The following is a 23,297-nucleotide window of genomic DNA, read 5'->3' as shown; positions in this document are numbered from 1 at the left end:
ATCCCCTAAAGGGCCGTCGAAGACTACGACGTTGATAGGTTGGGTGTGTAAGCGCTGTGAGGCGTTGAGCTAACCAATACTAATTGCCCGTGAGGCTTGACCATATAACACCCAAGCAATTTGCGCACGAAAGCCAAATTGTGGTGGTGAAGACGAAAGAACCGAAAATTCGCAACATCACAAATTCACATATCCGAATTCGCTAAGCGTGTCCAGCAGGACATTCTGGCAACAGAATTTCTTGACGACCATAGAGCATTGGAACCACCTGATCCCATCCCGAACTCAGTAGTGAAACGATGCATCGCCGATGGTAGTGTGGGGTTTCCCCATGTGAGAGTAGGTCATCGTCAAGATTCATTTCGCAAAACCCCTATCTGCGCGAGCAGGTAGGGGTTTTGTCTTTTCTGGCGTTTAATGTTTTGAGATGCGCGGCGCCTGGCCGACCGCATCGCGAGCTTTGCTCGCTCCTACGGGGGGGCTTGCGCAGGGCTCGCTTTTGGCAGCTCCCACATTTCGAGCTGGAACACTAGAATAGAGCCGACGTACCTATTCAGAACCTCGAGATGCCAGAACCTGTCAAAACCGAAGCCCTGGAGCAATTGCCGCTGGACGACCTCGTCGCCTGCCACGAATGCGACCTGCTGCTGCGCAAGCCCGTGCTCCATCACGGCGAGAAAGCCTTGTGCCCGCGCTGTGGCTACGAGCTGTACGCCCATCGCTACAATGTGGTCAATCGCAGCCTGGCGCTGGTACTGACGGCCCTGTTGCTGTTCGTGCCAGCCAATTTCCTGCCGATCATGCAGTTGCACCTGCTTGGCCAGTCCTCCGACGATACCGTCTGGAGTGGTGTGCTGGGCCTGTACAACTCAGACATGCGCGGCGTCGCTGTGGTCGTGTTCCTGTGCAGCATGGCCATCCCCTTGCTCAAGCTGTTGTGCCAGCTGGCCGTCCTGCTGAGCATTCGCCTGAATATCGGCCGCAGCTATGGGCTGCTGTGCTATCGCATCTACCACCACCTGCGTGACTGGGGCATGCTCGAGGTCTATTTCATGGGCGTGCTGGTGGCGATCGTCAAGTTGGTCGACCTGGCCGAGCTGACCGTGGGCCTGGGCCTGTTCTGTTTCATCAGCCTGCTGCTGATTCAGGTTTGGCTCGAAGTGGTGATGTCGCCCCACCAGATCTGGAGTGCACTGTCCGGGGAGGATCTTCATGCGGGCGATTGATGCGGGCATTGTGGTGTGCAATGAGTGCCACGAATTGAACCGTCAGGATGCCGAGAGCGACTCGCAAACCTGCACCCGTTGTGGCGCCACCGTGCATGCGCGGCGCCCCAACAGCATCATCCGCACCTGGGCGCTGCTGATCACGGCATCGATCCTGTACATCCCGGCCAACCTGTTGCCGATCATGACGGTCAGTACCCTGGGGCAGGGCAGTGGCGACACCATCATGTCGGGCGTCATCACCCTGCTCAAGCATGGCATGGTGCCGATCGCGGCCGTGGTGTTCATCGCCAGCATTCTGGTGCCCACCTTCAAGCTGGTGGGTATCGGCCTGCTGCTGTATTCGGTGCAGCGCCGCCAGCCACTGTCGGCGCGCCAACGCATCCTGATGTACCGCTTCATCGAATTCATTGGGCGCTGGTCCATGCTGGACATCTTCGTCATCGCCATTCTCGTGGCCGTGGTGAATTTCGGCCGTATCGCCAGTGTCGAAGCCAACCTGGGCGCTGTCGCCTTCGCTACTGTGGTGATTCTCACGATGCTTGCTGCTTTAACTTTCGATCCCCGACTGATCTGGGATAACACGGAGTCGGATGACGACCATGAGTGACATGCCAACGGCTAAAACCCGCCCTGCCTCCAATTGGTCGGCCATCTGGATCCTGCCGCTGATTGCGCTGATGATCGGCGGCTGGCTGGCTTGGCAAGCCTACCGCGATGCCGGCGTGGAGATCGAAGTACGCTTCGAGACAGGCGAAGGCATCGTCGCCAACAAGACCGAGGTGATCTACAAAGGCATGTCGGTTGGTAAGGTCACCAAGCTGGTGCTCGACGCCGAGGGTGAGAAGCAGGGCGTTATCGCCACCATCGAGATGAACAAGGCCGCCGAGCCGCACCTGACCAAGGGCACGCGGTTCTGGTTGGTGAAGCCGAGTGTCAGTCTGGCGGGTATTTCCGGCCTGGAAACACTGGTATCGGGCAACTACATTGCGGTCAGCCCTGGCGAGGGCGAGCGCACCAAGCGCTTCACTGCCCTGAAGGTGGCGCCGCCACTGTCCGACAGCGAGCCGGGCCTGCACCTGACCCTCAAGGCCGAACGCCTGGGCTCGCTCAACCGCGACAGCCCGGTGTTCTACAAGCAGATCCAGGTAGGCCGGGTGAAGAGCTACCGCTTGTCCGAAGACCAGAGCACTGTTGAGGTCAAGGTTTTCATCGAGCCTGCCTACGCAAGCCTGGTGCGCAAGCACACGCGGTTCTGGAATGCCAGTGGCATCAGCATCGACGCCGACCTGTCCGGCGTGAAGGTGCGCAGCGAGTCGCTGTCGAGTATCGTCGCCGGCGGTATCGCCTTCGCCACCCCTGAGTACCGCAAGGACAGCCCGCCCACCGACCCAAGCCTGCCGTTTCGCCTGTACGAGGACTTCGATGCCGCCCAGGCGGGGATCCGCGTGAAGGTCAAGCTGAGCGATTACGAAGGCCTGCAGGCTGGCCGCACGCCGGTCATGTACAAAGGTATTCAGGTGGGGTCGCTGAAGACCTTGAAGATGGAGGACAACCTTGCCAGCGCCACCGCCGAGTTGACCCTGGACCCACTGACCGAAGACTACCTGGTCGAGGGTACCCAGTTCTGGGTGGTCAAGCCGTCGATTTCCCTGGCGGGCATCACCGGCCTGGAAGCGCTGGTCAAAGGTAACTACATTGCCATTCGCCCGGGTGAGCGCGGTGCCAAGCCACAGCGCGAGTTCGAGGCCAGGGCCAAGGCGCCGCCGCTGGACCTCAAGGCGCCGGGCCTGCACCTGGTGCTGTTCGCCGATACCCTGGGTTCGCTGGAAGTCGGCAGCCCGGTGATGTACCGCCAGGTCAAGGTCGGCAGCGTGCAGAGCTACCAGTTTGCGCGTAACAGCAATCGCATCCTGATCGGTGTGCATATCGAGAAGGAATACGAAAACCTGGTGAACGGGTCGTCGCGGTTCTGGAACGTCAGTGGCATCACCCTGACCGGAGGCCTGTCGGGCATCAAGATCAAGAGTGAGTCGCTGCAGACGCTGATGGCCGGTGGTATCGCCTTCGACACGCCAAGGCCCAATGTGGCGCTGAAACGGCATATTCCGCGCTTCCGCCTGCTGGAAAACCAGGATGCAGTGAACCGCGCCGGCACCCTGGTGACCATTCGCGTGGACCGCGCCGATGGCCTCAAGCCGGGCACACCCATTCGTTTCCGTGGCCTGGACGTAGGCAGTGTCGAAAGCGTCGACCTGACCAAGGACCTGCAGGCTGTCATGCTGCGTGCACGCATCACCGAGGCCGCCGAGCGTATTGCCCGGGTTGGCACGCAGTTCTGGGTGGTCAAGCCGGCCCTGGGGCTGGTGCGCACGGAAAACCTCGATACCTTGATTGGCGGCCAGTACCTGGAAGTGCAGCCGGCGATCAAGGACAAGGGCGTGCAGCATGACTTCATCGCCCTGGCCGATGCGCCCGAGGTGGCTGGGGAGGAAGTCGGTTTGCCGTTGACCCTCAGTGCCCCCCGCCGTGGTTCGATCAAGCCGGGCGTGCCGGTTACCTACCGTGAAGTGGCGGTGGGCAAGGTGACCGGCTTCGAGCTCGGCCAAACGGCGGACCGGGTATTGATCCATATCCTGATCGAGCCGCGTTATGCGGCGCTGGTGCGTGGCGGTAGCCGGTTCTGGAACAGCAGCGGCTTCGGCTTCGACTGGGGCCTGTTCAAGGGCGCGACGGTGCGTACCGAGTCCCTGGAAACGCTGATCGACGGCGGCATTGCCTTCGCAACGCCCGAAGGTGAGCAGATGGGCAACCCGGCCCGGCCGCAGCAGACCTTCGCGCTGTTCGACAAGCCCGAAGATGCCTGGCTGCAGTGGGCGCCGAAGATTCAGATCGCCAAGTGATGGAAAGGTTGGCCCGTTCCCCCTTTGTGGGAGCGGGTTCACCCGCGAACACGGGCCTAGCCCGTGCCATTGACCGAGGGCTAAATCGCAGGCATAAAAAAACCGACCCTAGGGTCGGTTTTTTCGACAAGAACGTCGCTTAGGCAGCTGCAGCTTCTTTCAGCGCCTTGATGTGGCCATTCAGACGGCCTTTGTGGCGAGCAGCTTTGTTCTTGTGGATGATACCTTTGTCGGCCATACGGTCGATTACTGGTACAGCCAGAACGTAAGCGGCTTGCGCTTTTTCGGCGTCTTTTGCGTCGATGGCTTTAACTACATTCTTGATGTAGGTGCGGACCATGGAACGCAGGCTGGCGTTGTGGCTGCGACGCTTCTCAGCCTGTTTTGCACGTTTCTTGGCGGAAGGTGTGTTGGCCACCGTCGAGCTCCTCGAAAGACTTTAGGTAAATAGCAAACAAAATAGGCCGCGAATCATGCCGATGAGTAGACCGGATGTCAAGGCCACCTGCAGGGTTCCGCCGAGTGGTGCAGCAGCAGGCGGGAAATATTCCTTTCTGGCGTGCTACCTGTAAACTCGGGAATTTTTGGCTCCCCTGCGAAGGCGCGGGAGTATCGCACATTCGAACGCTGTCTGGCAGCGTCCTCTGTCCCTGGCGTGAATCTTTTCGATGAATCTGCTCAAATCCCTGGCTGCAGTCAGTTCCATCACCATGGTTTCCCGGGTGCTGGGCTTCGTGCGCGACACCATCCTGGCCCGCGTCTTCGGCGCCGGCATCGCCACCGACGCCTTCTTCATCGCCTTCAAGTTGCCCAACCTGCTGCGGCGTATTTTCGCCGAAGGGGCATTCTCCCAGGCCTTCGTACCGATCCTGGCGGAATACAAGACCCAACAGGGCGACGAGGCCACGCGCACCTTCATTGCCTACGTCAGCGGGCTGCTGACCCTGGTGCTGGCCCTGGTCACGGCCGTGGGCATCCTGGCCGCGCCCTGGGTGGTGTGGGCCACCGCACCGGGCTTTGTCGACAGTGCCGAGAAGTACCAGCTCACCACCGACCTGCTGCGGGTGACCTTTCCTTATATATTGTTGATCTCCCTGTCGTCCTTGGCCGGTGCGATCCTCAACACCTGGAACCGTTTTTCGGTGCCGGCCTTCACCCCCACCCTGCTCAACGTGGCGATGATCATCTTCGCCGTTCTGCTGACGCCGTACTTCAACCCACCGATCATGGCCCTGGCCTGGGGTGTGCTGGCCGGTGGCCTTGCCCAGCTGCTGTACCAACTGCCAGCACTGAAGAAAATCGGCATGCTCGTGCTGCCGCGCCTGAACCTGCGCGACACGGGCGTGTGGCGGGTGCTCAAGCAGATGCTGCCGGCCATCCTCGGGGTGTCGGTGAGCCAGATTTCGCTGATCATCAACACCATCTTCGCCTCCTTCCTGGTGGCCGGTTCCGTGTCATGGATGTACTACGCCGACCGCCTGATGGAGCTGCCCTCGGGCGTGCTCGGCGTGGCCCTGGGCACCATCCTGCTGCCTACCCTGGCCAAGACCTACGCCAACAAGGACCGCGAGGAGTATTCGCGGATCCTCGACTGGGGCCTGCGCCTGTGCTTTTTGCTGGTGCTGCCGTGTACCCTGGCCCTGGCGATCCTGGCCGAGCCGCTGACCGTCGCGCTGTTCCAATACGGCAAGTTCAGCGCCTTCGACGCGGCCATGACCCAGCGTGCGCTGATCGCCTACTCGGTCGGCCTGCTGGCGATCATTCTGGTCAAGGTACTGGCACCGGGCTTCTATGCGCAGCAGAATATCCGTACCCCGGTGAAGATCGCCATCTTCACCCTGGTGTGCACCCAAGGCTTCAACCTGGCACTGATCGGCCCGCTGCAACACGCAGGCCTGGCCCTGGCGATCAGCCTTGGCGCCTGCCTGAATGCCGGCCTGCTGTATTGGAAGCTGCGCAGCCAGCAGCTGTTCCAGCCGCAACCGGGCTGGGCGATGTTCCTGCTCAAGCTGGTGCTGGCGGTCACCCTGATGGTGGCGGTACTGCTGGTGGGCATGCACTTCCTGCCGGCCTGGGAGCAGGGCAACATGCTGGCACGGTTCCTGCGCCTGGGGGCGTTGATCGGCGCCGGCGTGGTGACCTATTTCGGTTGCCTGTACCTGTGCGGCTTCAGGCCCCGGCACTTCGCCCGCAACGCCCTGCACTAGGGCCAATGGCGGGTCAGGCGTCGGTTTTTCGCATTCCACGCCGCCCCCGGGCGCTGCTGCCTGTCACCAGCGCCCGGGTGTGGTTATAATCGGCCACTTTATGAGCAAGAAGCGCGCTATGCAGCTGGTTCGAGGTCTTCACAACCTGCGCCCCGAGCACCGGGGCTGTGTCGCCACCATTGGCAACTTCGACGGGGTTCACCGTGGCCACCAGGCTATCCTGGCGCGCCTGCGCGAGCGTGGCCAGGAACTTGGCCTGCCGACCTGCGTGGTGATCTTCGAGCCACAGCCACGTGAATACTTCGCTCCGGACACCGCCCCGGCCCGCCTGGCGCGCCTGCGCGACAAGGTCGAACTGCTGGCCGCCGAGGGCATCGACCGGGTGCTGTGCCTGGCCTTCAACCAGCGCCTGAGCCAGCTCAGCGCCGACGCCTTCGTCAAGGCGATCCTGGTCGATGGCCTGGGCGTGCGTCACCTGGAAGTGGGCGACGATTTCCGCTTTGGCTGCGACCGCGCCGGTGATTTCACCTTCCTGGTCGATGCCGGCAAGCAATACGGTTTCACCGTCGAGGCTGCCAACACGGTGATTCAGGACGGCCTGCGGGTCAGCAGCACCGAAGTGCGCAAGGCCTTGTCCGAGGGCGACTTCACCCTCGCCGAACACCTGCTGGGCCGCCCTTACCGCATTACCGGGCGCGTGCTGCATGGGCAGAAGCTTGCCCGCCAGCTTGGCACGCCCACCGCCAACATCCAGCTCAAGCGCCGCCGCGTGCCGCTGTCCGGGGTCTACCTGGCCAGCATCGAGATCGACGGCAAGGCCTGGCCGGGTGTTGGCAATATCGGGGTGCGCCCCACCGTGGCCGGAGACGGCCGCCCGCACCTTGAGATTCATCTACTGGATTATGCCGGCGATCTGTATGGCCGGCGCCTGACGGTGGAATTCCACCACAAGCTGCGTGAAGAGCAGCGATTCGCCTCCCTGGAGGCGCTGAAGTCGGCGATCGATGCGGATATCGCCGCCGCACGTGCACATTGGCACGCTCAACCGCTAACGAAGAGCCTGAAATGACCGACTACAAAGCCACGCTAAACCTTCCGGACACCGCCTTCCCCATGAAGGCCGGCCTGCCTCAGCGCGAACCGCAGATTCTGCAGCGCTGGGACAGCATTGGCCTGTACCGGAAACTGCGCGAAATTGGCAAGGATCGTCCGAAGTTCGTCCTGCACGACGGCCCGCCCTATGCCAACGGCAAGATCCACATCGGTCATGCGCTGAACAAGATTCTCAAGGACATGATCGTCCGCTCCAAGACCCTGTCCGGCTTCGACGCGCCGTATGTCCCGGGCTGGGACTGCCACGGCCTGCCGATCGAGCACAAGGTCGAGGTCACCCACGGCAAGCACCTGAGCGCCGACCGCACCCGCGAGCTGTGCCGCGAGTACGCCGCCGAGCAGATCGAAGGGCAGAAGACCGAGTTCATTCGCCTGGGCGTGCTGGGCGACTGGGACAACCCCTACAAGACCATGAACTTCGCCAACGAGGCCGGTGAAATCCGCGCCCTGGCCGAAATGGTCAAGCAAGGTTTCGTGTTCAAGGGCCTCAAGCCTGTGAACTGGTGCTTCGATTGCGGCTCGGCCCTGGCCGAGGCCGAAGTCGAGTACGCCGACAAGAAATCGCAAACCATCGACGTGGCCTTCCCGGTCGCTGATGACGCCAAGCTGGCCGCCGCCTTCGGCCTGGCCGCGCTGGCCAAGCCTGCGGCCATCGTGATCTGGACCACCACCCCGTGGACCATCCCGGCCAACCAGGCGCTGAACATCCACCCAGAGTTCACGTACGCCCTGGTCGATACCGGCGAGCGCCTGCTGGTGCTGGCCGAAGAACTGGTCGAGTCGTGCCTCAAGCGCTACAACCTCGAAGGCGCGGTCATCGCCACCGCCCAAGGCTCGGCCCTGGAGCTGGTGAACTTCCGCCACCCGTTCTACGACCGCCTGTCGCCGGTTTACCTGGCCGACTACGTCGAGCTGGGCGCCGGCACCGGCGTGGTGCACTCGGCGCCTGCCTACGGTGAAGACGACTTCGTCACCTGCAAGCGCTACGGCATGGTCAACGACGACATCCTGACCCCGGTGCAGAGCAACGGCGTTTACGTCGAGTCGCTGCCGTTCTTCGGTGGCCAGTTCATCTGGAAGGCCAACCCGGCAATCGTCGACAAGCTCAGCGAAGTCGGCGCGCTGATGCACACCGAAACCATCAGCCACAGCTACATGCACTGCTGGCGCCACAAAACCCCGCTGATCTACCGCGCCACCGCGCAGTGGTTCGTCGGCATGGACAAGCAGCCAAGCACCGGCGAGCCGCTGCGCGAGCGCGCCCTCAAGGCCATCGAGGACACCACCTTCGTGCCGGCCTGGGGCCAGGCGCGCCTGCATTCGATGATCGCCAACCGCCCGGACTGGTGCATCTCGCGTCAGCGCAACTGGGGCGTGCCGATTCCGTTCTTCCTCAACAAGCAAACCGGCGAGCTGCACCCACGCACCGTCGAGCTGATGGAAGAAGTGGCCAAGCGCGTCGAGCAAGAGGGCATCGAGGCCTGGTTCAAGCTGGACGCTGCCGAACTGCTGGGCGATGAAGCCGGCCAGTACGACAAGATCGCCGACACCCTCGACGTCTGGTTCGACTCCGGCACCACCCACTGGCACGTGCTGCGTGGCTCCCACGACATCGGCCACGCCACCGGCCCACGCGCCGACCTGTACCTGGAAGGTTCCGACCAGCACCGCGGCTGGTTCCACTCCTCGCTGCTGACCGGTTGCGCCATCGACGGCCACGCGCCGTACCGCGAGCTGCTGACCCACGGCTTCACCGTGGACGAGAACGGCCGCAAGATGTCCAAGTCGCTGGGTAACACCATCGAGCCGGAAAAGGTCAACAACACCCTGGGTGCCGACATCCTGCGCCTGTGGGTTTCGGCCACCGATTACTCGGGCGAAATGGCCGTTTCCGAGCAGATCCTGCAGCGCAGCGCCGATGCCTACCGGCGTATCCGCAACACCGCGCGCTTCCTGCTCTCGAACCTGTCCGGCTTCGACCCGGCCCGCGACCTGCTCAAGCCGGAAGACATGATCGCCCTGGACCGCTGGGCCGTGGACCGTACCCTGCTGCTGCAGCGCGAGCTGGAAGAGCACTACGGCGAATACCGTTTCTGGAACGTCTATTCCAAGATCCACAACTTCTGCGTGCAGGAGCTGGGCGGTTTCTACCTCGACATCATCAAGGACCGCCAGTACACCACCGGCGCCAACAGTGTCGCCCGCCGTTCCTGCCAGACCGCGCTGTACCACATCAGCGAGGCGCTGGTGCGCTGGATCGCGCCGATCCTGGCATTCACCGCCGATGAAATCTGGCAGTACCTGCCGGGCGAGCGCAACGAGTCGGTGATGCTCAACGGCTGGTACCAGGGCCTGACCGAGCTGCCGCAAGGCACCGAGCTGGACCGCGCCTACTGGGACCGCGTGATGGCAGTGAAAGCGGCCGTCAACAAGGAGCTGGAAAACCAGCGTACCGCCAAGGTCATCGGCGGCAACCTGCAGGCCGAAGTTACCCTGTTCGCCGAGGAGGGCCTGAGCGCCGACCTGAACAAGCTGGGTGACGAACTGCGCTTCGTGCTGATCACCTCGGCCGCCAGCGTGGTGCCGTTCGCCCAGGCGCCGGCCGAAGCCGTGGCCACCGAAGTCGAAGGCCTCAAGCTGCAGGTGGTGAAGTCCGGCCACGTGAAGTGCGGCCGTTGCTGGCACTTCCGCGCCGACGTCGGCAGCCACCCGGAGCACCCGGAAATCTGCGGCCGTTGCGTCGACAACCTGACCGGCTCCGGTGAGGTGCGCCACTATGCCTAACCCTGCGGCGGGGCGCTTCGGGCGCATGGCGTGGTTGTGGCTGAGCTTGCTGGTCCTGGTCCTCGACCAGGCCAGCAAGCTGTACTTCAACAATGCGCTGACCATGTACCAGCAGATCGTGGTGATTCCCGACTACTTCAGCTGGACCCTGGCCTACAACACCGGCGCCGCCTTCAGCTTCCTGGCCGAAGGCGGGGGCTGGCAGCGCTGGCTGTTCGCCCTGATCGCCGTGGTGGTCAGTGCCGTGCTGGTGGTCTGGCTCAAGCGCCTGGGGCGCGGCGAAACCTGGCTGGCCGTGGCGCTGGCGCTGGTGCTGGGCGGTGCGATCGGCAACCTGTACGACCGCATCGTGCTCGGCCACGTGGTCGACTTCATCCTGGTGCACTGGCAGAACCGCCATTATTTCCCGGCCTTCAACCTGGCCGACAGCGCCATCACCGTTGGCGCGGTGATGCTGGCGCTGGATATGTTCAAGAGCAAGAAGTCCGAGGATCCGGTCCATGACTGACACCCGCATCGGCCAGAACACCGAAGTCACCCTGCACTTCGCGCTGCACCTGGAAAACGGCGATACCGTCGACAGTACCTTCGACAAGGCCCCGGCCACCTTCAAGGTCGGTGACGGCAACCTGCTGCCAGGTTTCGAGGCCGCGTTGTTCGGCTTCAAGGCCGGCGACAAGCGCACCGTGGTGGTCGAGCCGGAGAACGCCTTCGGCCAGCCCAACCCACAGAACGTGCAGGTGATGCCGCGGTCCCAGTTCGAGGGCATGGAATTGTCCGACGGGCTGCTGATCATCTTCAACGACGCCGCCAACACCGAATTGCCGGGTGTGGTCAAAGCGTTCGATGACGCGCAGGTGACCATCGACTTCAACCACCCACTGGCTGGCAAGACCCTGACCTTCGAGGTGGAGATCCTCGAGGTGAAGGCCCTGTAAGCCTGGAGCCGAGCATGCAAATCAAACTCGCCAACCCTCGCGGCTTCTGCGCAGGGGTCGACCGGGCGATCGAGATCGTCAACCGTGCGCTGGAAGTCTTCGGCCCGCCGATCTACGTGCGTCACGAAGTGGTGCACAACAAGTTCGTGGTCGAAGACCTGCGCAACCGTGGCGCCATCTTCGTCGAAGAGCTGGATCAGGTGCCGGATGATGTCATCGTCATCTTCAGCGCCCATGGCGTTTCCCAGGCCGTGCGCCAGGAAGCCGCCGGCCGCGGCCTGAAGGTGTTCGACGCGACCTGCCCGCTGGTCACCAAGGTGCACATCGAAGTGGCCAAGTACAGCCGCGATGGCCGTGAAACCATCCTTATCGGCCACGAAGGGCACCCGGAAGTCGAAGGCACCATGGGCCAGTACGACGCCAGCAACGGCGGCGCCATCTACCTTGTCGAGGACGAGGACGATGTTGCCCAGCTGCAGGTGAACGACCCCGACCACCTGGCCTTCGTCACCCAGACCACGCTGTCGATGGATGACACCAGCCGGGTCATCGATGCCCTGCGCGCGCGCTTCCCGAACATCGGCGGCCCGCGCAAGGACGACATCTGCTACGCCACGCAAAACCGCCAGGACGCCGTCAAGCAACTGGCTGGTGAGTGCGAGGTGGTGCTGGTAGTCGGCAGCCCGAACAGCTCCAACTCCAACCGCCTGCGCGAGCTGGCCGAGCGCATGGGCACCCCGGCGTACCTGATCGACGGTGCCGAAGACCTGCAGCGCGGCTGGTTCGACCGGGCCGAGCGCGTTGGCATCACCGCCGGTGCTTCGGCGCCAGAGGTGCTGGTACGTGGCGTGATCGAGCAGCTCCGCGCCTGGGGCGCCACTGGCGCCGAAGAGCTGGACGGGCGCCCGGAGAACATCACGTTCTCCATGCCCAAGGAGCTGCGGGTTCGCTCGCTGATCTGATTCAGGTGCCTGTGCACGGAAGGTCGTTGCGATCTCCCGTGCGCAGGCTGACCCTGCCGCTGCTCGACAGCACCACGTAGTACGGGCTATCGCAAACCTGCAGCGTCGTGCCGGTAAAGCCATCGCCCTGTCCCAGCGGCACGCCCTGTGCGCTGAACCTGAGTTGCATGCCTGCATTTTTCGCGATGTTCAATGGCCGTGACAGCCGGTGCTCACGCAGTACCTGCTGGTTGCTTTCCAGCACCACGCGCCAGCCCCTGCCCCAATCCATTTCAAGCGGTTGCACCTGCACGGGCTGACCTTGCAGCACGGCATGGCTGCGCGCACTGCGCAGTGCCTGGGCCAGGTCGCGGGCTGCCGCCGCTCGGTGTAGGTCATCGCTCAAGCGGGCGTAGGCCGGCATGCCAAGCTGCGTCAGCAAGGCGGCCAAGGCCAGGGCAAACATCGTTTGTATCAGTGTTACACCGCGTTGCTTCACTGGGCATCCCTCCCTGGACGTGCTTGGCTTGAGCTTCACCGACGTTGGACACGAGGTCCAGTCGCCCACGTTCAAGTTATTTGCAGGAAACGTCGCAGGAGGTGCATGGATGCACGAAAAACAGCAAGGTATGACGCTGATCGAGGTGTTGCTGGCCGGCCTGGTAGTGGCCGTCGGCATGTTTGCTGCCGCGGGTTTGCAGTTGAAGGCATTGCAGGCCACGGACGAGGCGCGGCGTGACGGCGCTGCGGCGCTGGCTTTGCACAGTGAGCAGGAACTGCGCCGTTGAGCCGGCGAGGGCAGGGCGGGTTCAGTTTGCTGGAGGCCACGCTGGCGCTGGCGATTGGCGTGATGGTGCTGGCAGGGGCAGGGCAACTGCTGATTTCGGCTCACCGAAGCTGGCACCTGCAAGGCGCCGCGCTGCGCCTGCAGGACGATGCCCGCCTGGCGCTGTTGCGCATGGCCCGGGACATCCGCCAGGCCGGCATTTTCGGCTGCCTGCGGCTGGACGCCATCGAGTTTGAAGCTGCGGCTGCCCGGCAGGCTTTCGAACAGCCGGTGGAAGTCGGCCCGTCGAGCCTCAACCTGATCGTGGCCGAGTTGCCTGGCCATACCGGGGCGCCAGACTGGACCTTGCTGACCGACTGCCATGACCGGGCCACCCTATACCCCGGACGCCAAGCGAACCCGGACGGCTTCATGGCCATCCCCATCAGCCGGTATCGCTACTACCTGAACGGTACTTCGCTGATGTTCAGCCGCCGTGGGCGGCCCCAGGGGCTGGCCGAGCACGTGCGCACGTTTCAGGTGGCGCTGGTGAACACGCCGCAAGGGCAGCGGATAGACCTGCACCTGACGTTGTACGAACCGGTACTGCAACTGGAGCAGCAGCATGGGCTGAGCGTGGCGCTGCGCAATCCGGTAGCCGGGCCATGAAGCGCCAGCGGGGCATGGTGCTGGTGCTGGCGTTGGTGTTCAGCCTGTTGCTGGGGTTGCTCGCAGCGTCGGCCCTGCGTGATGCGCTGGTGGACATGCGCATGGCAGCAACCCTGCGCGATGGCTTGCAGGCCTTCGAGGAAGCAGAAGGCACGCTGCTGGCCGGCCTGTCAGCGCTGCGCCAGGCGGCGCTTCCTGCGTGCCAAGGCTGCCCGCCACCGCCACGTCCGCATGAGCTTCATGGCCACTGGCAGGCCAGCTCGTCAGGTTACTTCCAGTTGCAGAACCTGGGTGAAACCAGCAATGCCATTCATATGCCCGAGGCTGAGCAGGTCACCTTGTACCGAGTAACGGCGGTCAGCCGGCAACAGGCCGCCAGGCAGGTGCTGGAGGCCGTCTACGCCGTGCCGACCGCTCAAGCACAGGCACCGCGGCGCATCCTCTGGCGGCAAAGACTGAAGGAAGACTGATATGCAACAAGGAATGAGCCTGATCGAGTTGTTGATTGTCGTGGCCGTGACCGGCATTCTGGCAGCCATTGCCTACCCCAGTTACAGCGACCAGCTCAGGCGAGCCGCACGCAGCGAAGTGGTCGGCCTGCTGCACGACGCTGCCCTGCGCCTGGAGCGCCACCGCGTGCGCACCGGCCAGTACGCCGAGGGCGAGCTGCAACTGCCCGTTGCCAACCGCCACTACCGCCTGCACGCCCAGCGCGACAGCGATACCTTCACGCTGCTCGCGCAGCGCTTGCCCGGTGGGCTGATGGCCGATGATCGTTGCGGCGATTTCCAGCTCGACCAGGCCGGCGTGCAGGGTAACCCGAATGCCGTGCCAGGCAGTGAGCGCTGTTGGGGGAGCTGAAGGTTCAATGATGCCCGGTGCATCGCGGTTTTACTTCAGGTGTTGGATCGACAGATGAGCAAGCAAGTAGTGGTGGTCGGCGGCGGGGTGATTGGCCTGCTGACCGCATTCAACCTGGCGGCCAAGGTCGGCCAGGTGGTGGTGTGCGATCAGGGCGAGGTTGGCCGCGAGTCGTCGTGGGCGGGTGGGGGTATCGTCTCGCCGTTGTACCCCTGGCGCTACAGCCCGGCGGTAACCGCCCTGGCGCACTGGTCTCAGGATTTTTATCCACAGCTGGGCGAGCGGCTGTTCGCCAGCACCGGAATCGACCCGGAAGTTCACACCACCGGGCTGTACTGGCTCGACCTGGACGATGAAGCCGAGGCGCTGGTCTGGGCGGTTCGCCAGCAGCGGCCACTGAGCGCCGTGGATATCTCGGCGGCCTATGATGCCGTTCCGGTGATGGGGGCAGGCTTCAAGCGCGCTATCTACATGGCCGGTGTGGCCAACGTGCGCAACCCACGGCTGGTGAAGTCGCTAAAGGCCGCGCTGCAGGCGCTGCCCAACGTGACCTTGCGCGAGCACTGCCCAGTCAGCGGCTTCGTTCACCAGGATGGCCGGGTGGCTGGGGTACAGACCGCCGACGGCGTGTTGGCCGCCGATGAAGTGGTGCTCAGCGCCGGTGCCTGGAGCGGCGACCTGTTGCGCACCCTGGGCCTTGAGCTGCCGGTGGAGCCGGTGAAGGGCCAGATGATCCTGTTCAAGTGCGCCGAGGACTTTCTGCCGAGCATGGTGCTGGCCAAGGGGCGCTATGCCATCCCTCGGCGCGACGGGCACATTCTGGTGGGTAGCACGTTGGAGCATGCCGGCTACGACAAGACCCCGACCGATGACGCGCTGGCCAGCCTCAAGGCGTCGGCCATCGAGCTGCTGCCGGCGCTTGCCGATGCCGAGGTGGTCGGACACTGGGCCGGCTTGCGGCCGGGCTCGCCCGAAGGCATTCCCTACATCGGGCCAGTGCCCGGGCATGGCGGGTTGTGGCTGAATTGCGGGCACTACCGCAATGGGCTGGTGCTGGCGCCAGCCTCGTGCCAATTGTTGACAGATCTGCTGACCGGGGCCGAGCCAATCATCGACCCGGCGCCGTATGCGCCAGAAGGTCGTCTGGGCTGAGGGCTTGTTCTGCTCCTAGCGCAGCCCTGGCAATCTCCAAGCCGGCGCCGCTGCGGTAGGAGCGAGCGTAGCTCGCGATGGGGCGCGCAGCGGCCCCAGGGTTCCAGCTTCGCGGCTCATGACCCGGGGCTGCTTTGCAGCCCATCGCGAGCTGTGCTCGCTCCTACAGGGAATGGCGGTGCGCCTGCTGGCAGTGTTCCCTGCGCGACAGCGCAGCCCGGAGGAGTGGGCTTACCCTGCGAGGGTCGTTGATGACATTTCCTACTAGCTCTATGGCAAGCTGGCACCTACCGCTTTGCAGGCAGCCCAATCTATGATTCGCGTGCCCAAGGTGTCCCGACCATGGGCAGTTGAGGTTTGTACCTAGGCTTGTACAATGTTTTGGTTGGTCCCTGCTGAGTCCGTCGGCACGTACCTGCAAGCCCATTGCTCATTCAGCCCTGCTGCGTGGGCCAAGAGATACCTGATCCAGGCCCTTCCTGGGAAGGATTTGAAGAAATGCATGTACTGACTTTTAGCCAGGCTCGCGCCGACCTGAAGCAGACAATGGACGATGTTTGTCGGGATCACGAACCTGCGATCATCACTCGCCAGCGCGGAGAGCCGGTTGTCATGATCTCCCTTGAGGACTACAACGGCATGCAGGAAACCCTGTATCTGCTGGGTTCATCAGCCAATGCCAAGCGCTTGCGCGCATCCATTGATCAGTTGCGGTCGGGAAAAGCTGCTTCTCATGAGCTGTCCATCGATGAACACGAAGTCAAAGCAACGGAACAAGACTGAAGCTCGCAATTCGATCAGTGTTGCGTTCACTTCGGAGGGCTGGGAAGACTATTGTCACTGGAGGGATGCTGACACTGATGTGTTTGCCGTGATCAATAGGCTGATTCGGGAGTGCCTGGGTACACCGTTCAAAGGCACAGGCAAGCCGGAGCCCCTCAAAGGTGATCTTTCAGGCTTCTGGTCTCGTCGCATTACCCGCGAGCATCGGTTGGTGTACCTGTTCGAAGCCGGGCAGATGACCATCTTGCAGTGCCGATACCACTACGATGATTGATCTTCCACCCGATTCAAAGGGCGAGGAGTTACGCCGACCGGCCGGGCCCCTGCTGCAAATGCGCCTGGCTGCAATACCATTCGCTACCTTGCTGCAGCGCCCGGTCGTCGGGCAGGTGCACGCCGCAGTGGGCGCAGCGCACCATCTTCAGCGGGGCGTCGAGCTTGGGCTCGGCGGGCGGCTGCTGGCTGGCGTTGAATTTGCGCCACAGCCAGAACGCGGCGGCGATCAGGGCGACCCAGAAAAGTAGGCGAATCATGGTGACCAGCTTGTCGGTGGAAGAAAGCCGACAGTCTAGGGCGCGGCCAAAAAAAAAGGGAGGCCTCTGGCCTCCCTTTCTCATGCGCCTGTCATCAGTCGAACAGGCCAAAGGTCATGTAGCTGAACCAGGAACGGTCTTTCTCGGCTTCCTTCGGCCCGGCCGGCACGATCGGGTCGCCGTTCTCGTCCTTGGGCAGCAGCTCTTGCGGCATTTCGTCGCGGGCGTCCTGGAACTGCTTGACCACGTCCTGGTTGGCGCGGGTTTCGCCCGGCGGCAGCGGGGTTTCGGTTTCGATCAGGCCCAGGGTTGCCTTGGACAGCCAGCCGCGGCCATCAGACTCGGTCTGCTTGGGCTGGAACTGGCCATCGACCAGGCTTGGGTGGTCCGGGTAGTTGAGTTTGAGGGTTTCCAGGCTGGTGGCGGCCAGCTCGTCCAGGTGCATTTTCTGGTACGACTCGACCATCACGGCCAGGCCATCGCCGACCGATGGGGTTTCCTGGAAGTTCTCGACCACGTAGCGGCCACGGTTGGCGGCAGCCACGTAGGCCTGACGGCTCAGGTAGTAGTCGGCTACGTGGATTTCGTAGGAGGCCAGCAGGTTGCGCAGGTAGATCATGCGCTGCTTGGCGTCTGGCGCGTAGCGGCTGTTGGGGAAGCGGCTGGTCAGCTGGGCGAATTCGTTGTACGAGTCACGCGCCGCGCCCGGGTCACGCTTGGTCATGTCCAGCGGCAGGAAGCGCGCCAGCAGGCCGCGATCCTGGTCGAACGAGGTCAGGCCCTTGAGGTAGTAGGCGTAGTCGACGTTCGGGTGCTGCGGGTGCAGGCGGATGAAGCGCTCGGCAGCCGATTTGGCAGCCTCGGGCTCGGAGTTCTTGTAGTTGGCGTAGATCAGTTCGAGCTGCGCCTGGTCGGCGTAGCGGCCGAACGGGTAGCGCGACTCCAGGGCCTTGAGCTTGTTCACCGCGCTGGTGTAGCTGGAGTTGTCCAGATCGGACTGAGCCTGTTGATACAGCTCGGCCTCACTGAGGTTCTCGTCAATGACTTCCTTGTTAGAGGAACAGGCCGCGGTAAGCCCGAGGATAGCGATCAGCAGCAGGTGTTTCACTTGCATGGCGGCTTGCGTCCCTTTGACGGCCGCTGTCTTGGGCGGTGCCGTCCTGTTATGATGAGCGCCCCGGCCAACCCCGGGACAAAAGAAGCCGTATTTAACCACAAGCTCGCAGCCGAAACCAAAGGCTGTGCGCCCGCCGAATCGAGCATGTCCGAGATCATTCAACTTAGCGCAGAGGTCCCGTCCGAACTGGGCGGCCAACGCCTCGACCAGGTCGCCGCCCAATTGTTCGCTGAGTATTCGCGTTCGCGGCTTACTTCGTGGATCAAAGAGGGCCGCCTGACGGTCGATGGTGCGGTCGTCAGACCACGCGATCCCGTCCATGGTGGCTCCCTGCTTGTCCTGGAGGCCGAGCAAGAGGCCCAGGGCGAGTGGATTGCCGAAGACATCGAACTGGATATCGTCTACGAGGACGAGCACATCCTGGTGATCAACAAGCCCGCCGGGCTGGTGGTTCACCCGGCCGCCGGGCATGCCAGCGGTACCTTGCTCAACGCGCTGCTCCACCATGTGCCGGACATCGTCAACGTGCCACGCGCCGGTATCGTGCACCGCCTGGACAAGGACACCACCGGTCTGATGGTGGTGGCCAAGACGCTGCAGGCGCAGACCAAGCTGGTCGAGCAGTTGCAAAGCCGTACTGTCAGCCGCATCTACGAGTGCATCGTGGTTGGCGTGGTGATCGCCGGCGGCAAGATCGATGCCCCGATCGGCCGTCACGGTGGCCTGCGTCAGCGCATGGCCGTGACAGACGGCGGCAAGCCAGCGGTCAGCCACTACCGGGTACTCAAGCGCTTCCGCTCGCACACCCATGTGCGGGTCAAGCTGGAAACCGGGCGTACCCACCAGATCCGCGTGCACATGGCGCATGTCGGTTATCCGCTGGTCGGCGACCAGACGTACGGCGTGCGTTTCCGCATTCCGCCGGCAGCCAGCCCAACCATGGTAGAGGCGGTGAAGACCTTCCCGCGCCAGGCGCTGCATGCGCGGTTCCTCGCCCTGGTGCATCCGATCACCGGTGAGAAGATGAAATGGGAATCGCCGCTGCCGGATGACTTCGTCTGGTTGCTGTCGCTGCTCAACCAGGACCGCGAGAGCTTTATCGGATGAGTGGCCTGACGCAGTCGCTGCTGTTCCCCGATTGGCCTGCCCCGGCCTCGGTCCGCGCCTGCGTCACCACCCGCGAAGGCGGCGTCAGCCTGGCGCCCTTCGCCAGCTTCAACCTCGGTGACCACGTGGGCGATGCCCCGCTGGCGGTCGCCGAGAACCGCCGCCGCCTGAGCGAAGAATTCGCCATCCAGCCCGCCTGGCTCAAGCAGGTGCATGGGCAGGTCGTGGCCGATGCCAACCCGGCCGTGGTGGCCGAGGCCGACGCCAGCTGGACCAGCCAGCCGGGTATCGCCTGTGCGGTGATGACCGCCGACTGCCTGCCCGCGCTGTTCTGCGACCGCGCCGGCACCCGCGTGGCCGCCGCCCATGCCGGCTGGCGCGGGCTGGCCGGTGGCGTGCTGGAGGCCACCCTCGACCGCCTGGCCCTGGCGCCTGAAGAGGTGCTGGTGTGGTTGGGGCCGGCCATTGGCCCGGCAGCATTCGAGGTGGGGCTGGAAGTGCGCGAGGCCTTTACCGCGGTGCACCCTGAAGCGGCCCGGGCGTTCGTCGAGGGTGAGCGGCCGGGCAAACTGATGGCCGACATTTATGAGCTGGCCCGCATTCGCCTGGCGGCGCGTGGGGTGACGGCCGTATATGGCGGGGGCTTGTGTACGGTAAGCGATGAGCGGTTCTTCTCCTACCGCCGTACGCCGCAGGGTGGGCGCTTTGCCTCGTTGGTGTGGTTGGAACCGCGTTAGCCTGCACCGGCCTCTTCGCGGGGCAAGCCCGCTCCTACAAAACGAACCCGTCCCTTGTAGGAGCGGGCTTGCCCCGCGAATGCTCCAGCGTTAATTCAACCGGTTGACCCCGGTCAACCCCGCTACGCTTGAATCTTCCAGAATCACCCTTATCTATAAAGTCATCTCAGGCAGGTTTCTTTATAAACAGGCGCTGTCCATCGCTCCGACCTGCCCTTTAAAGGAAGGTATCCCATGCGAATAGACCGTTTGACCAGCAAGCTCCAGCTTGCCATCTCCGATGCCCAATCCCTGGCCGTTGGCATGGACCACCCTGCCATCGAGCCGGTGCACCTGTTGCAGGCACTGCTCGAACAGCAGGGCGGTTCGATCAAGCCACTGCTGATGCAGGTTGGCTTCGACGTCAACAGCCTGCGCCAGGCGCTGGTGAAAGAACTCGACCAGCTGCCGAAAATCCAGAACCCCACCGGCGACGTGAACATGTCGCAGGACCTGGCGCGCCTGCTCAACCAGGCCGACCGCCTGGCCCAGCAGAAGGGCGACCAGTTCATCTCCAGCGAACTGGTGCTGCTCGCTGCCATGGACGAGAACAGCAAGCTTGGCAAGTTGCTGCTCGGCCAGGGCGTGAGCAAGAAGGCCCTGGAAAATGCCATCAGCAACCTGCGCGGCGGCGCGGCGGTGAATGACGCCAACGCCGAGGAGTCGCGCCAGGCCCTGGACAAGTACACCGTCGACCTGACCAAGCGTGCCGAGGAAGGCAAGCTCGACCCGGTGATTGGCCGTGACGATGAAATCCGCCGCACCGTGCAGGTGCTGCAACGCCGTACCAAGAACAACCCGGTGCTGATCGGCGAACCGGGCGTCGGCAAAACCGCCATCGCCGAGGGCTTGGCCCAGCGCATCATCAACGGCGAAGTGCCCGATGGCTTGAAGGGCAAGCGCCTGCTGGCGCTGGACATGGGCGCGCTGATCGCCGGTGCCAAGTACCGCGGTGAGTTCGAAGAGCGCCTTAAAGGCCTGCTCAACGAGCTGTCCAAGCAGGAAGGCCAGATCATCCTGTTCATCGACGAGCTGCACACCATGGTTGGCGCCGGCAAAGGCGAGGGCGCCATGGACGCTGGCAACATGCTCAAGCCGGCCCTGGCCCGGGGCGAGCTGCATTGCGTCGGTGCCACCACGCTCAACGAGTACCGCCAGTTCATCGAGAAAGACGCCGCCCTGGAGCGCCGTTTCCAGAAAGTGCTGGTGGAAGAGCCGAGCGAGGAAGACACCATCGCCATCCTGCGTGGCCTGAAAGAGCGCTATGAAGTGCACCACAAGGTGGCCATCACCGACGGTGCGATCATCGCTGCCGCCAAGCTCAGCCACCGCTATATCACCGACCGCCAGCTGCCAGACAAGGCCATCGACCTGATCGACGAGGCCGCCAGCCGCATCCGCATGGAGATCGACTCCAAGCCGGAAGTGCTCGACCGCCTCGACCGTCGCCTGATTCAACTGAAGGTTGAGTCCCAGGCACTGAAGAAAGAAGAAGACGAGGCCGCGAAGAAGCGCCTGGAAAAACTGACCGAGGAAATCGAGCGCCTGGAGCGTGAGTATTCCGACCTGGAGGAAATCTGGGCGTCCGAAAAAGCCGAAGTGCAGGGCTCGGCGCAGATCCAGCAGAAAATCGAACAGGCTCGCCAGGAACTGGAAAGCGCTCGCCGCAAGGGCGACCTGAGCCGCATGGCCGAGCTGCAGTACGGGGTGATCCCGGACCTTGAGCGCAGCCTGCAGATGGTCGACCAGCACGGCAAGACCGACAACCAGTTGCTGCGCAACAAGGTCACCGAGGAAGAAATCGCCGAAGTGGTGTCCAAGTGGACCGGCATTCCGGTGGCGAAAATGCTCGAAGGCGAGCGTGAAAAGCTGCTGAAGATGGAAGCGCTGCTGCACCAGCGCGTGATCGGGCAGGGCGAGGCCGTGACTGCCGTGGCCAATGCCGTGCGCCGTTCGCGGGCTGGGTTGTCCGACCCGAACCGGCCCAGTGGTTCGTTCCTGTTCCTTGGCCCGACCGGCGTGGGCAAGACCGAGCTGTGCAAGGCGCTGGCCGAGTTCCTGTTCGACACCGAAGAGGCCATGGTGCGCATCGACATGTCCGAGTTCATGGAGAAACACTCCGTGGCTCGCCTGATCGGCGCCCCACCTGGCTACGTAGGTTATGAAGAGGGCGGCTACCTGACCGAAGCCGTGCGCCGCAAACCCTACGCGGTGGTGCTACTGGACGAGGTCGAGAAGGCCCACCCGGATGTGTTCAACGTGCTGCTGCAGGTGCTGGAGGATGGCCGCCTGACCGACAGCCACGGGCGCACCGTGGATTTTCGCAACACGGTGATCGTGATGACCTCCAACCTGGGCTCGGCGCAGATCCAGGAGTTGGTGGGCGACCGCGAGGCGCAGCGTGCGGCAGTGATGGACGCCGTGGGCGCGCATTTCCGTCCGGAGTTCATCAACCGGATCGACGAAGTGGTGGTGTTCGAGCCGTTGGGCCGTGAGCAGATCGCCGGTATCACTGAAATCCAGCTCGGCCGCCTGCGCAGCCGCCTGCTGGAGCGCGACCTGTCGCTGAGCCTGAGCCCAGAGGCGTTGGACAAGCTGATCGCCGTGGGTTACGACCCGGTGTACGGCGCCCGGCCGCTGAAGCGCGCGATCCAGCGCTGGATCGAAAACCCGCTGGCGCAGCTGATTCTGGCTGGCAAGTTCCTGCCGGGCACGGCGATTACCGCCAGGGTGGAAGGGGACGAAATCGTCTTCGGTTGATTGCAGGGCGCCGTGGGCGGCGCATCGCGAGCTGCGCTCGCTCCTACCAGGCTGGTGTAGGAGCGAGCAAAGCTCGCGATCAGCCCCCCCACAACCCGCGCAAATTCAGGCCTTCCCGGGCCCTCCAGATAACTTGCTGAAATTTTTGAAATTTCTGCTTGCATCTAAAATCAGGTGCCCCTAATATACGCCGCGTTGTCAGCCACCAAGCGAATCACCAGCAACATCGGTGACCGCAAAACAACTTACAAATCAGTAAGTTGAATGAAAAAAAGGTGTTGACAAGCAAAACGAAGAATGTAGAATAGCCGACCTCAGCAGCGACAACGCGAAAGCGAATAGCTCAAGAGATCGAAGCTAACACAGACTTCGAAGCTGTAAAGATGTACCGAAGTTCAGTTCCGCGATAGCTCAGTCGGTAGAGCAAATGACTGTTAATCATTGGGTCCCTGGTTCGAGTCCAGGTCGCGGAGCCAATCTCGGGGTGTAGCGCAGTCCGGTAGCGCGCCTGCTTTGGGAGCAGGATGTCAGGAGTTCGAATCCCCTCACCCCGACCATTTTCCGGGTCGTTAGCTCAGTTGGTAGAGCAGTTGGCTTTTAACCAATTGGTCGTAGGTTCGAATCCTACACGACCCACCAGATACGATAAGCCCGCCTTTCA

Annotated in this window: 23 protein-coding genes, 3 tRNA genes and 2 rRNA genes; 24 read left to right on the top strand and 4 right to left on the bottom strand. The window is 63.1% G+C overall.

The window, feature by feature from the left end:
- From F3J45_RS06955 to F3J45_RS06935, 5 genes are all read left to right on the top strand, one after another.
- Positions 1-104: ribosomal RNA gene (locus F3J45_RS06955) — 23S ribosomal RNA — on the top strand; the annotation flags it as partial.
- Positions 105-240: 136 nt separating this feature from the next.
- A 5S ribosomal RNA gene (rrf, locus tag F3J45_RS06950) occupies positions 241-356 on the top strand.
- 210 nt (positions 357-566) lie between these two features.
- Positions 567-1,226 carry a paraquat-inducible protein A gene (locus F3J45_RS06945; RefSeq protein WP_167059333.1) on the top strand — a complete coding sequence of 220 codons (660 nt, stop codon included), beginning with the start codon at positions 567-569 and terminating at the stop codon, positions 1,224-1,226.
- Positions 1,213-1,836: a paraquat-inducible protein A gene (locus tag F3J45_RS06940; protein ID WP_167059330.1), complete on the top strand. Its 624-nt coding sequence runs from the start codon at positions 1,213-1,215 to the stop codon at positions 1,834-1,836. Before F3J45_RS06945 ends, F3J45_RS06940 begins: the two co-directional genes overlap by 14 nt.
- A complete protein-coding gene (locus F3J45_RS06935; RefSeq protein ID WP_167059327.1) occupies positions 1,829-4,129 on the top strand; it encodes a PqiB family protein in 2,301 nt (766 codons plus the stop codon). Before F3J45_RS06940 ends, F3J45_RS06935 begins: the two co-directional genes overlap by 8 nt.
- Positions 4,130-4,268: 139 nt before the next feature.
- Here F3J45_RS06935 and rpsT read toward each other — a convergent pair whose 3' ends face one another.
- Complete coding sequence (rpsT, locus tag F3J45_RS06930) at positions 4,269-4,547, bottom strand: 30S ribosomal protein S20 (protein ID WP_003247625.1); 279 nt, start codon at positions 4,545-4,547, stop codon at positions 4,269-4,271.
- A gap of 250 nt (positions 4,548-4,797) precedes the next feature.
- On the opposite strand from rpsT, the gene murJ reads away from it, so the two are divergent.
- The 6 genes from murJ (at position 4,798) to ispH (ending at position 12,133) form a co-directional block, all read left to right on the top strand.
- Positions 4,798-6,336: a murein biosynthesis integral membrane protein MurJ gene (gene murJ / locus F3J45_RS06925; protein WP_167059324.1), complete on the top strand. Its 1,539-nt coding sequence runs from the start codon at positions 4,798-4,800 to the stop codon at positions 6,334-6,336.
- Positions 6,337-6,454: 118 nt separating this feature from the next.
- Positions 6,455-7,405 (top strand): bifunctional riboflavin kinase/FAD synthetase, encoded by a 951-nt coding sequence (gene ribF, locus F3J45_RS06920; protein ID WP_167059321.1) that lies wholly within the window; start codon positions 6,455-6,457, stop codon positions 7,403-7,405.
- On the top strand, positions 7,402-10,233 hold the full coding sequence (gene ileS / locus F3J45_RS06915; RefSeq protein WP_167059318.1) for an isoleucine--tRNA ligase: 2,832 nt from the start codon (positions 7,402-7,404) through the stop codon (positions 10,231-10,233). The genes ribF and ileS overlap by 4 nt, the downstream gene beginning before the upstream one ends.
- A complete protein-coding gene (lspA, locus tag F3J45_RS06910; RefSeq protein WP_167059315.1) occupies positions 10,226-10,741 on the top strand; it encodes a signal peptidase II in 516 nt (171 codons plus the stop codon). The genes ileS and lspA overlap by 8 nt, the downstream gene beginning before the upstream one ends.
- Complete coding sequence (gene fkpB / locus F3J45_RS06905) at positions 10,734-11,171, top strand: FKBP-type peptidyl-prolyl cis-trans isomerase (protein WP_167059312.1); 438 nt, start codon at positions 10,734-10,736, stop codon at positions 11,169-11,171. The genes lspA and fkpB overlap by 8 nt, the downstream gene beginning before the upstream one ends.
- Positions 11,172-11,185: 14 nt before the next feature.
- A complete protein-coding gene (ispH, locus tag F3J45_RS06900; protein WP_167059310.1) occupies positions 11,186-12,133 on the top strand; it encodes a 4-hydroxy-3-methylbut-2-enyl diphosphate reductase in 948 nt (315 codons plus the stop codon).
- A gap of 1 nt (position 12,134) precedes the next feature.
- On the opposite strand, the gene F3J45_RS06895 is transcribed toward ispH, so the two are convergent.
- Positions 12,135-12,578 (bottom strand): GspH/FimT family protein, encoded by a 444-nt coding sequence (locus F3J45_RS06895; RefSeq protein WP_205300429.1) that lies wholly within the window; start codon positions 12,576-12,578, stop codon positions 12,135-12,137.
- A gap of 61 nt (positions 12,579-12,639) precedes the next feature.
- Between F3J45_RS06895 and F3J45_RS06890 the strand changes: the two genes are divergently transcribed.
- The 7 genes from F3J45_RS06890 to F3J45_RS06860 all read left to right on the top strand — a co-directional run bounded on the left by F3J45_RS06890 (position 12,640) and on the right by F3J45_RS06860 (position 16,617).
- On the top strand, positions 12,640-12,900 hold the full coding sequence (locus tag F3J45_RS06890; protein WP_205300428.1) for a prepilin-type N-terminal cleavage/methylation domain-containing protein: 261 nt from the start codon (positions 12,640-12,642) through the stop codon (positions 12,898-12,900).
- The gene (locus tag F3J45_RS06885; RefSeq protein ID WP_167059305.1) at positions 12,897-13,547 is read left to right on the top strand and encodes a PilW family protein; all 651 of its coding nucleotides are present in this window, start codon (positions 12,897-12,899) and stop codon (positions 13,545-13,547) included. The genes F3J45_RS06890 and F3J45_RS06885 overlap by 4 nt, the downstream gene beginning before the upstream one ends.
- Positions 13,544-14,017 carry a PilX N-terminal domain-containing pilus assembly protein gene (locus F3J45_RS06880; protein ID WP_167059302.1) on the top strand — a complete coding sequence of 158 codons (474 nt, stop codon included), beginning with the start codon at positions 13,544-13,546 and terminating at the stop codon, positions 14,015-14,017. Before F3J45_RS06885 ends, F3J45_RS06880 begins: the two co-directional genes overlap by 4 nt.
- A 1-nt stretch (position 14,018) precedes the next feature.
- Complete coding sequence (locus F3J45_RS06875; RefSeq protein ID WP_167059299.1) at positions 14,019-14,408, top strand: type IV pilin protein; 390 nt, start codon at positions 14,019-14,021, stop codon at positions 14,406-14,408.
- 54 nt (positions 14,409-14,462) lie between these two features.
- Positions 14,463-15,560, top strand: a complete 1,098-nt coding sequence (gene thiO / locus F3J45_RS06870; protein ID WP_167059296.1) for a glycine oxidase ThiO — start codon at positions 14,463-14,465, stop codon at positions 15,558-15,560.
- A gap of 498 nt (positions 15,561-16,058) precedes the next feature.
- Positions 16,059-16,343: a type II toxin-antitoxin system Phd/YefM family antitoxin gene (locus F3J45_RS06865; RefSeq protein ID WP_167059294.1), complete on the top strand. Its 285-nt coding sequence runs from the start codon at positions 16,059-16,061 to the stop codon at positions 16,341-16,343.
- A gap of 13 nt (positions 16,344-16,356) precedes the next feature.
- Complete coding sequence (locus F3J45_RS06860; protein ID WP_167059355.1) at positions 16,357-16,617, top strand: Txe/YoeB family addiction module toxin; 261 nt, start codon at positions 16,357-16,359, stop codon at positions 16,615-16,617.
- A 28-nt stretch (positions 16,618-16,645) separates the two neighbouring features.
- Here the strand turns inward: F3J45_RS06860 and F3J45_RS06855 are convergent, their stop codons facing one another.
- Entirely contained in the window at positions 16,646-16,876 is a 231-nt protein-coding gene (locus tag F3J45_RS06855) for a PP0621 family protein (protein ID WP_167059291.1), read from the bottom strand.
- 94 nt (positions 16,877-16,970) lie between these two features.
- Complete coding sequence (locus tag F3J45_RS06850) at positions 16,971-17,990, bottom strand: outer membrane protein assembly factor BamD (protein WP_167059289.1); 1,020 nt, start codon at positions 17,988-17,990, stop codon at positions 16,971-16,973.
- Between the two features lie 147 nt (positions 17,991-18,137).
- Here F3J45_RS06850 and rluD point away from each other — a divergent pair, with 147 nt between their 5' ends.
- The 6 genes from rluD to F3J45_RS06820 all read left to right on the top strand — a co-directional run bounded on the left by rluD (position 18,138) and on the right by F3J45_RS06820 (position 23,275).
- Complete coding sequence (rluD, locus tag F3J45_RS06845) at positions 18,138-19,100, top strand: 23S rRNA pseudouridine(1911/1915/1917) synthase RluD (RefSeq protein ID WP_167059287.1); 963 nt, start codon at positions 18,138-18,140, stop codon at positions 19,098-19,100.
- On the top strand, positions 19,097-19,837 hold the full coding sequence (pgeF, locus tag F3J45_RS06840; RefSeq protein WP_167059284.1) for a peptidoglycan editing factor PgeF: 741 nt from the start codon (positions 19,097-19,099) through the stop codon (positions 19,835-19,837). Before rluD ends, pgeF begins: the two co-directional genes overlap by 4 nt.
- 234 nt (positions 19,838-20,071) lie before the next feature.
- Positions 20,072-22,636: an ATP-dependent chaperone ClpB gene (gene clpB / locus F3J45_RS06835; RefSeq protein WP_167059281.1), complete on the top strand. Its 2,565-nt coding sequence runs from the start codon at positions 20,072-20,074 to the stop codon at positions 22,634-22,636.
- 400 nt (positions 22,637-23,036) lie between these two features.
- A tRNA-Asn gene (locus F3J45_RS06830) sits at positions 23,037-23,112 on the top strand.
- Positions 23,113-23,116: 4 nt separating this feature from the next.
- Positions 23,117-23,193: transfer RNA gene (locus tag F3J45_RS06825), tRNA-Pro, on the top strand.
- Positions 23,194-23,199: 6 nt separating this feature from the next.
- Positions 23,200-23,275, top strand: a tRNA-Lys gene (locus tag F3J45_RS06820).
- Positions 23,276-23,297: the final 22 nt, after the last annotated feature.

It is taken from the genome of Pantoea sp. Ap-967, from assembly GCF_011752565.1.
GTDB lineage: Bacteria > Pseudomonadota > Gammaproteobacteria > Pseudomonadales > Pseudomonadaceae > Aquipseudomonas.
This window is presented reverse-complemented; position numbering and strand designations above follow the sequence as displayed.

What these genes read in the sequence shown, in the direction of transcription:
- F3J45_RS06945 (WP_167059333.1), top strand. Translation starts at nt 567, where the DNA reads ATGCCAGAACCTGTCAAAACCGAAGCCCTGGAGCAATTGCCGCTGGAC.
- F3J45_RS06940 (WP_167059330.1), top strand. Translation starts at nt 1,213, where the DNA reads ATGCGGGCGATTGATGCGGGCATTGTGGTGTGCAATGAGTGCCACGAA.
- F3J45_RS06935 (WP_167059327.1), top strand. Translation starts at nt 1,829, where the DNA reads ATGAGTGACATGCCAACGGCTAAAACCCGCCCTGCCTCCAATTGGTCG.
- murJ (WP_167059324.1), top strand. Translation starts at nt 4,798, where the DNA reads ATGAATCTGCTCAAATCCCTGGCTGCAGTCAGTTCCATCACCATGGTT.
- ribF (WP_167059321.1), top strand. Translation starts at nt 6,455, where the DNA reads ATGCAGCTGGTTCGAGGTCTTCACAACCTGCGCCCCGAGCACCGGGGC.
- ileS (WP_167059318.1), top strand. Translation starts at nt 7,402, where the DNA reads ATGACCGACTACAAAGCCACGCTAAACCTTCCGGACACCGCCTTCCCC.
- lspA (WP_167059315.1), top strand. Translation starts at nt 10,226, where the DNA reads ATGCCTAACCCTGCGGCGGGGCGCTTCGGGCGCATGGCGTGGTTGTGG.
- fkpB (WP_167059312.1), top strand. Translation starts at nt 10,734, where the DNA reads ATGACTGACACCCGCATCGGCCAGAACACCGAAGTCACCCTGCACTTC.
- ispH (WP_167059310.1), top strand. Translation starts at nt 11,186, where the DNA reads ATGCAAATCAAACTCGCCAACCCTCGCGGCTTCTGCGCAGGGGTCGAC.
- F3J45_RS06895 (WP_205300429.1), bottom strand. Translation starts at nt 12,578, where the DNA reads ATGTTTGCCCTGGCCTTGGCCGCCTTGCTGACGCAGCTTGGCATGCCG.
- F3J45_RS06880 (WP_167059302.1), top strand. Translation starts at nt 13,544, where the DNA reads ATGAAGCGCCAGCGGGGCATGGTGCTGGTGCTGGCGTTGGTGTTCAGC.
- F3J45_RS06875 (WP_167059299.1), top strand. Translation starts at nt 14,019, where the DNA reads ATGCAACAAGGAATGAGCCTGATCGAGTTGTTGATTGTCGTGGCCGTG.
- thiO (WP_167059296.1), top strand. Translation starts at nt 14,463, where the DNA reads ATGAGCAAGCAAGTAGTGGTGGTCGGCGGCGGGGTGATTGGCCTGCTG.
- F3J45_RS06865 (WP_167059294.1), top strand. Translation starts at nt 16,059, where the DNA reads ATGCATGTACTGACTTTTAGCCAGGCTCGCGCCGACCTGAAGCAGACA.
- F3J45_RS06855 (WP_167059291.1), bottom strand. Translation starts at nt 16,876, where the DNA reads ATGATTCGCCTACTTTTCTGGGTCGCCCTGATCGCCGCCGCGTTCTGG.
- F3J45_RS06850 (WP_167059289.1), bottom strand. Translation starts at nt 17,990, where the DNA reads ATGCAAGTGAAACACCTGCTGCTGATCGCTATCCTCGGGCTTACCGCG.
- rluD (WP_167059287.1), top strand. Translation starts at nt 18,138, where the DNA reads ATGTCCGAGATCATTCAACTTAGCGCAGAGGTCCCGTCCGAACTGGGC.
- pgeF (WP_167059284.1), top strand. Translation starts at nt 19,097, where the DNA reads ATGAGTGGCCTGACGCAGTCGCTGCTGTTCCCCGATTGGCCTGCCCCG.
- clpB (WP_167059281.1), top strand. Translation starts at nt 20,072, where the DNA reads ATGCGAATAGACCGTTTGACCAGCAAGCTCCAGCTTGCCATCTCCGAT.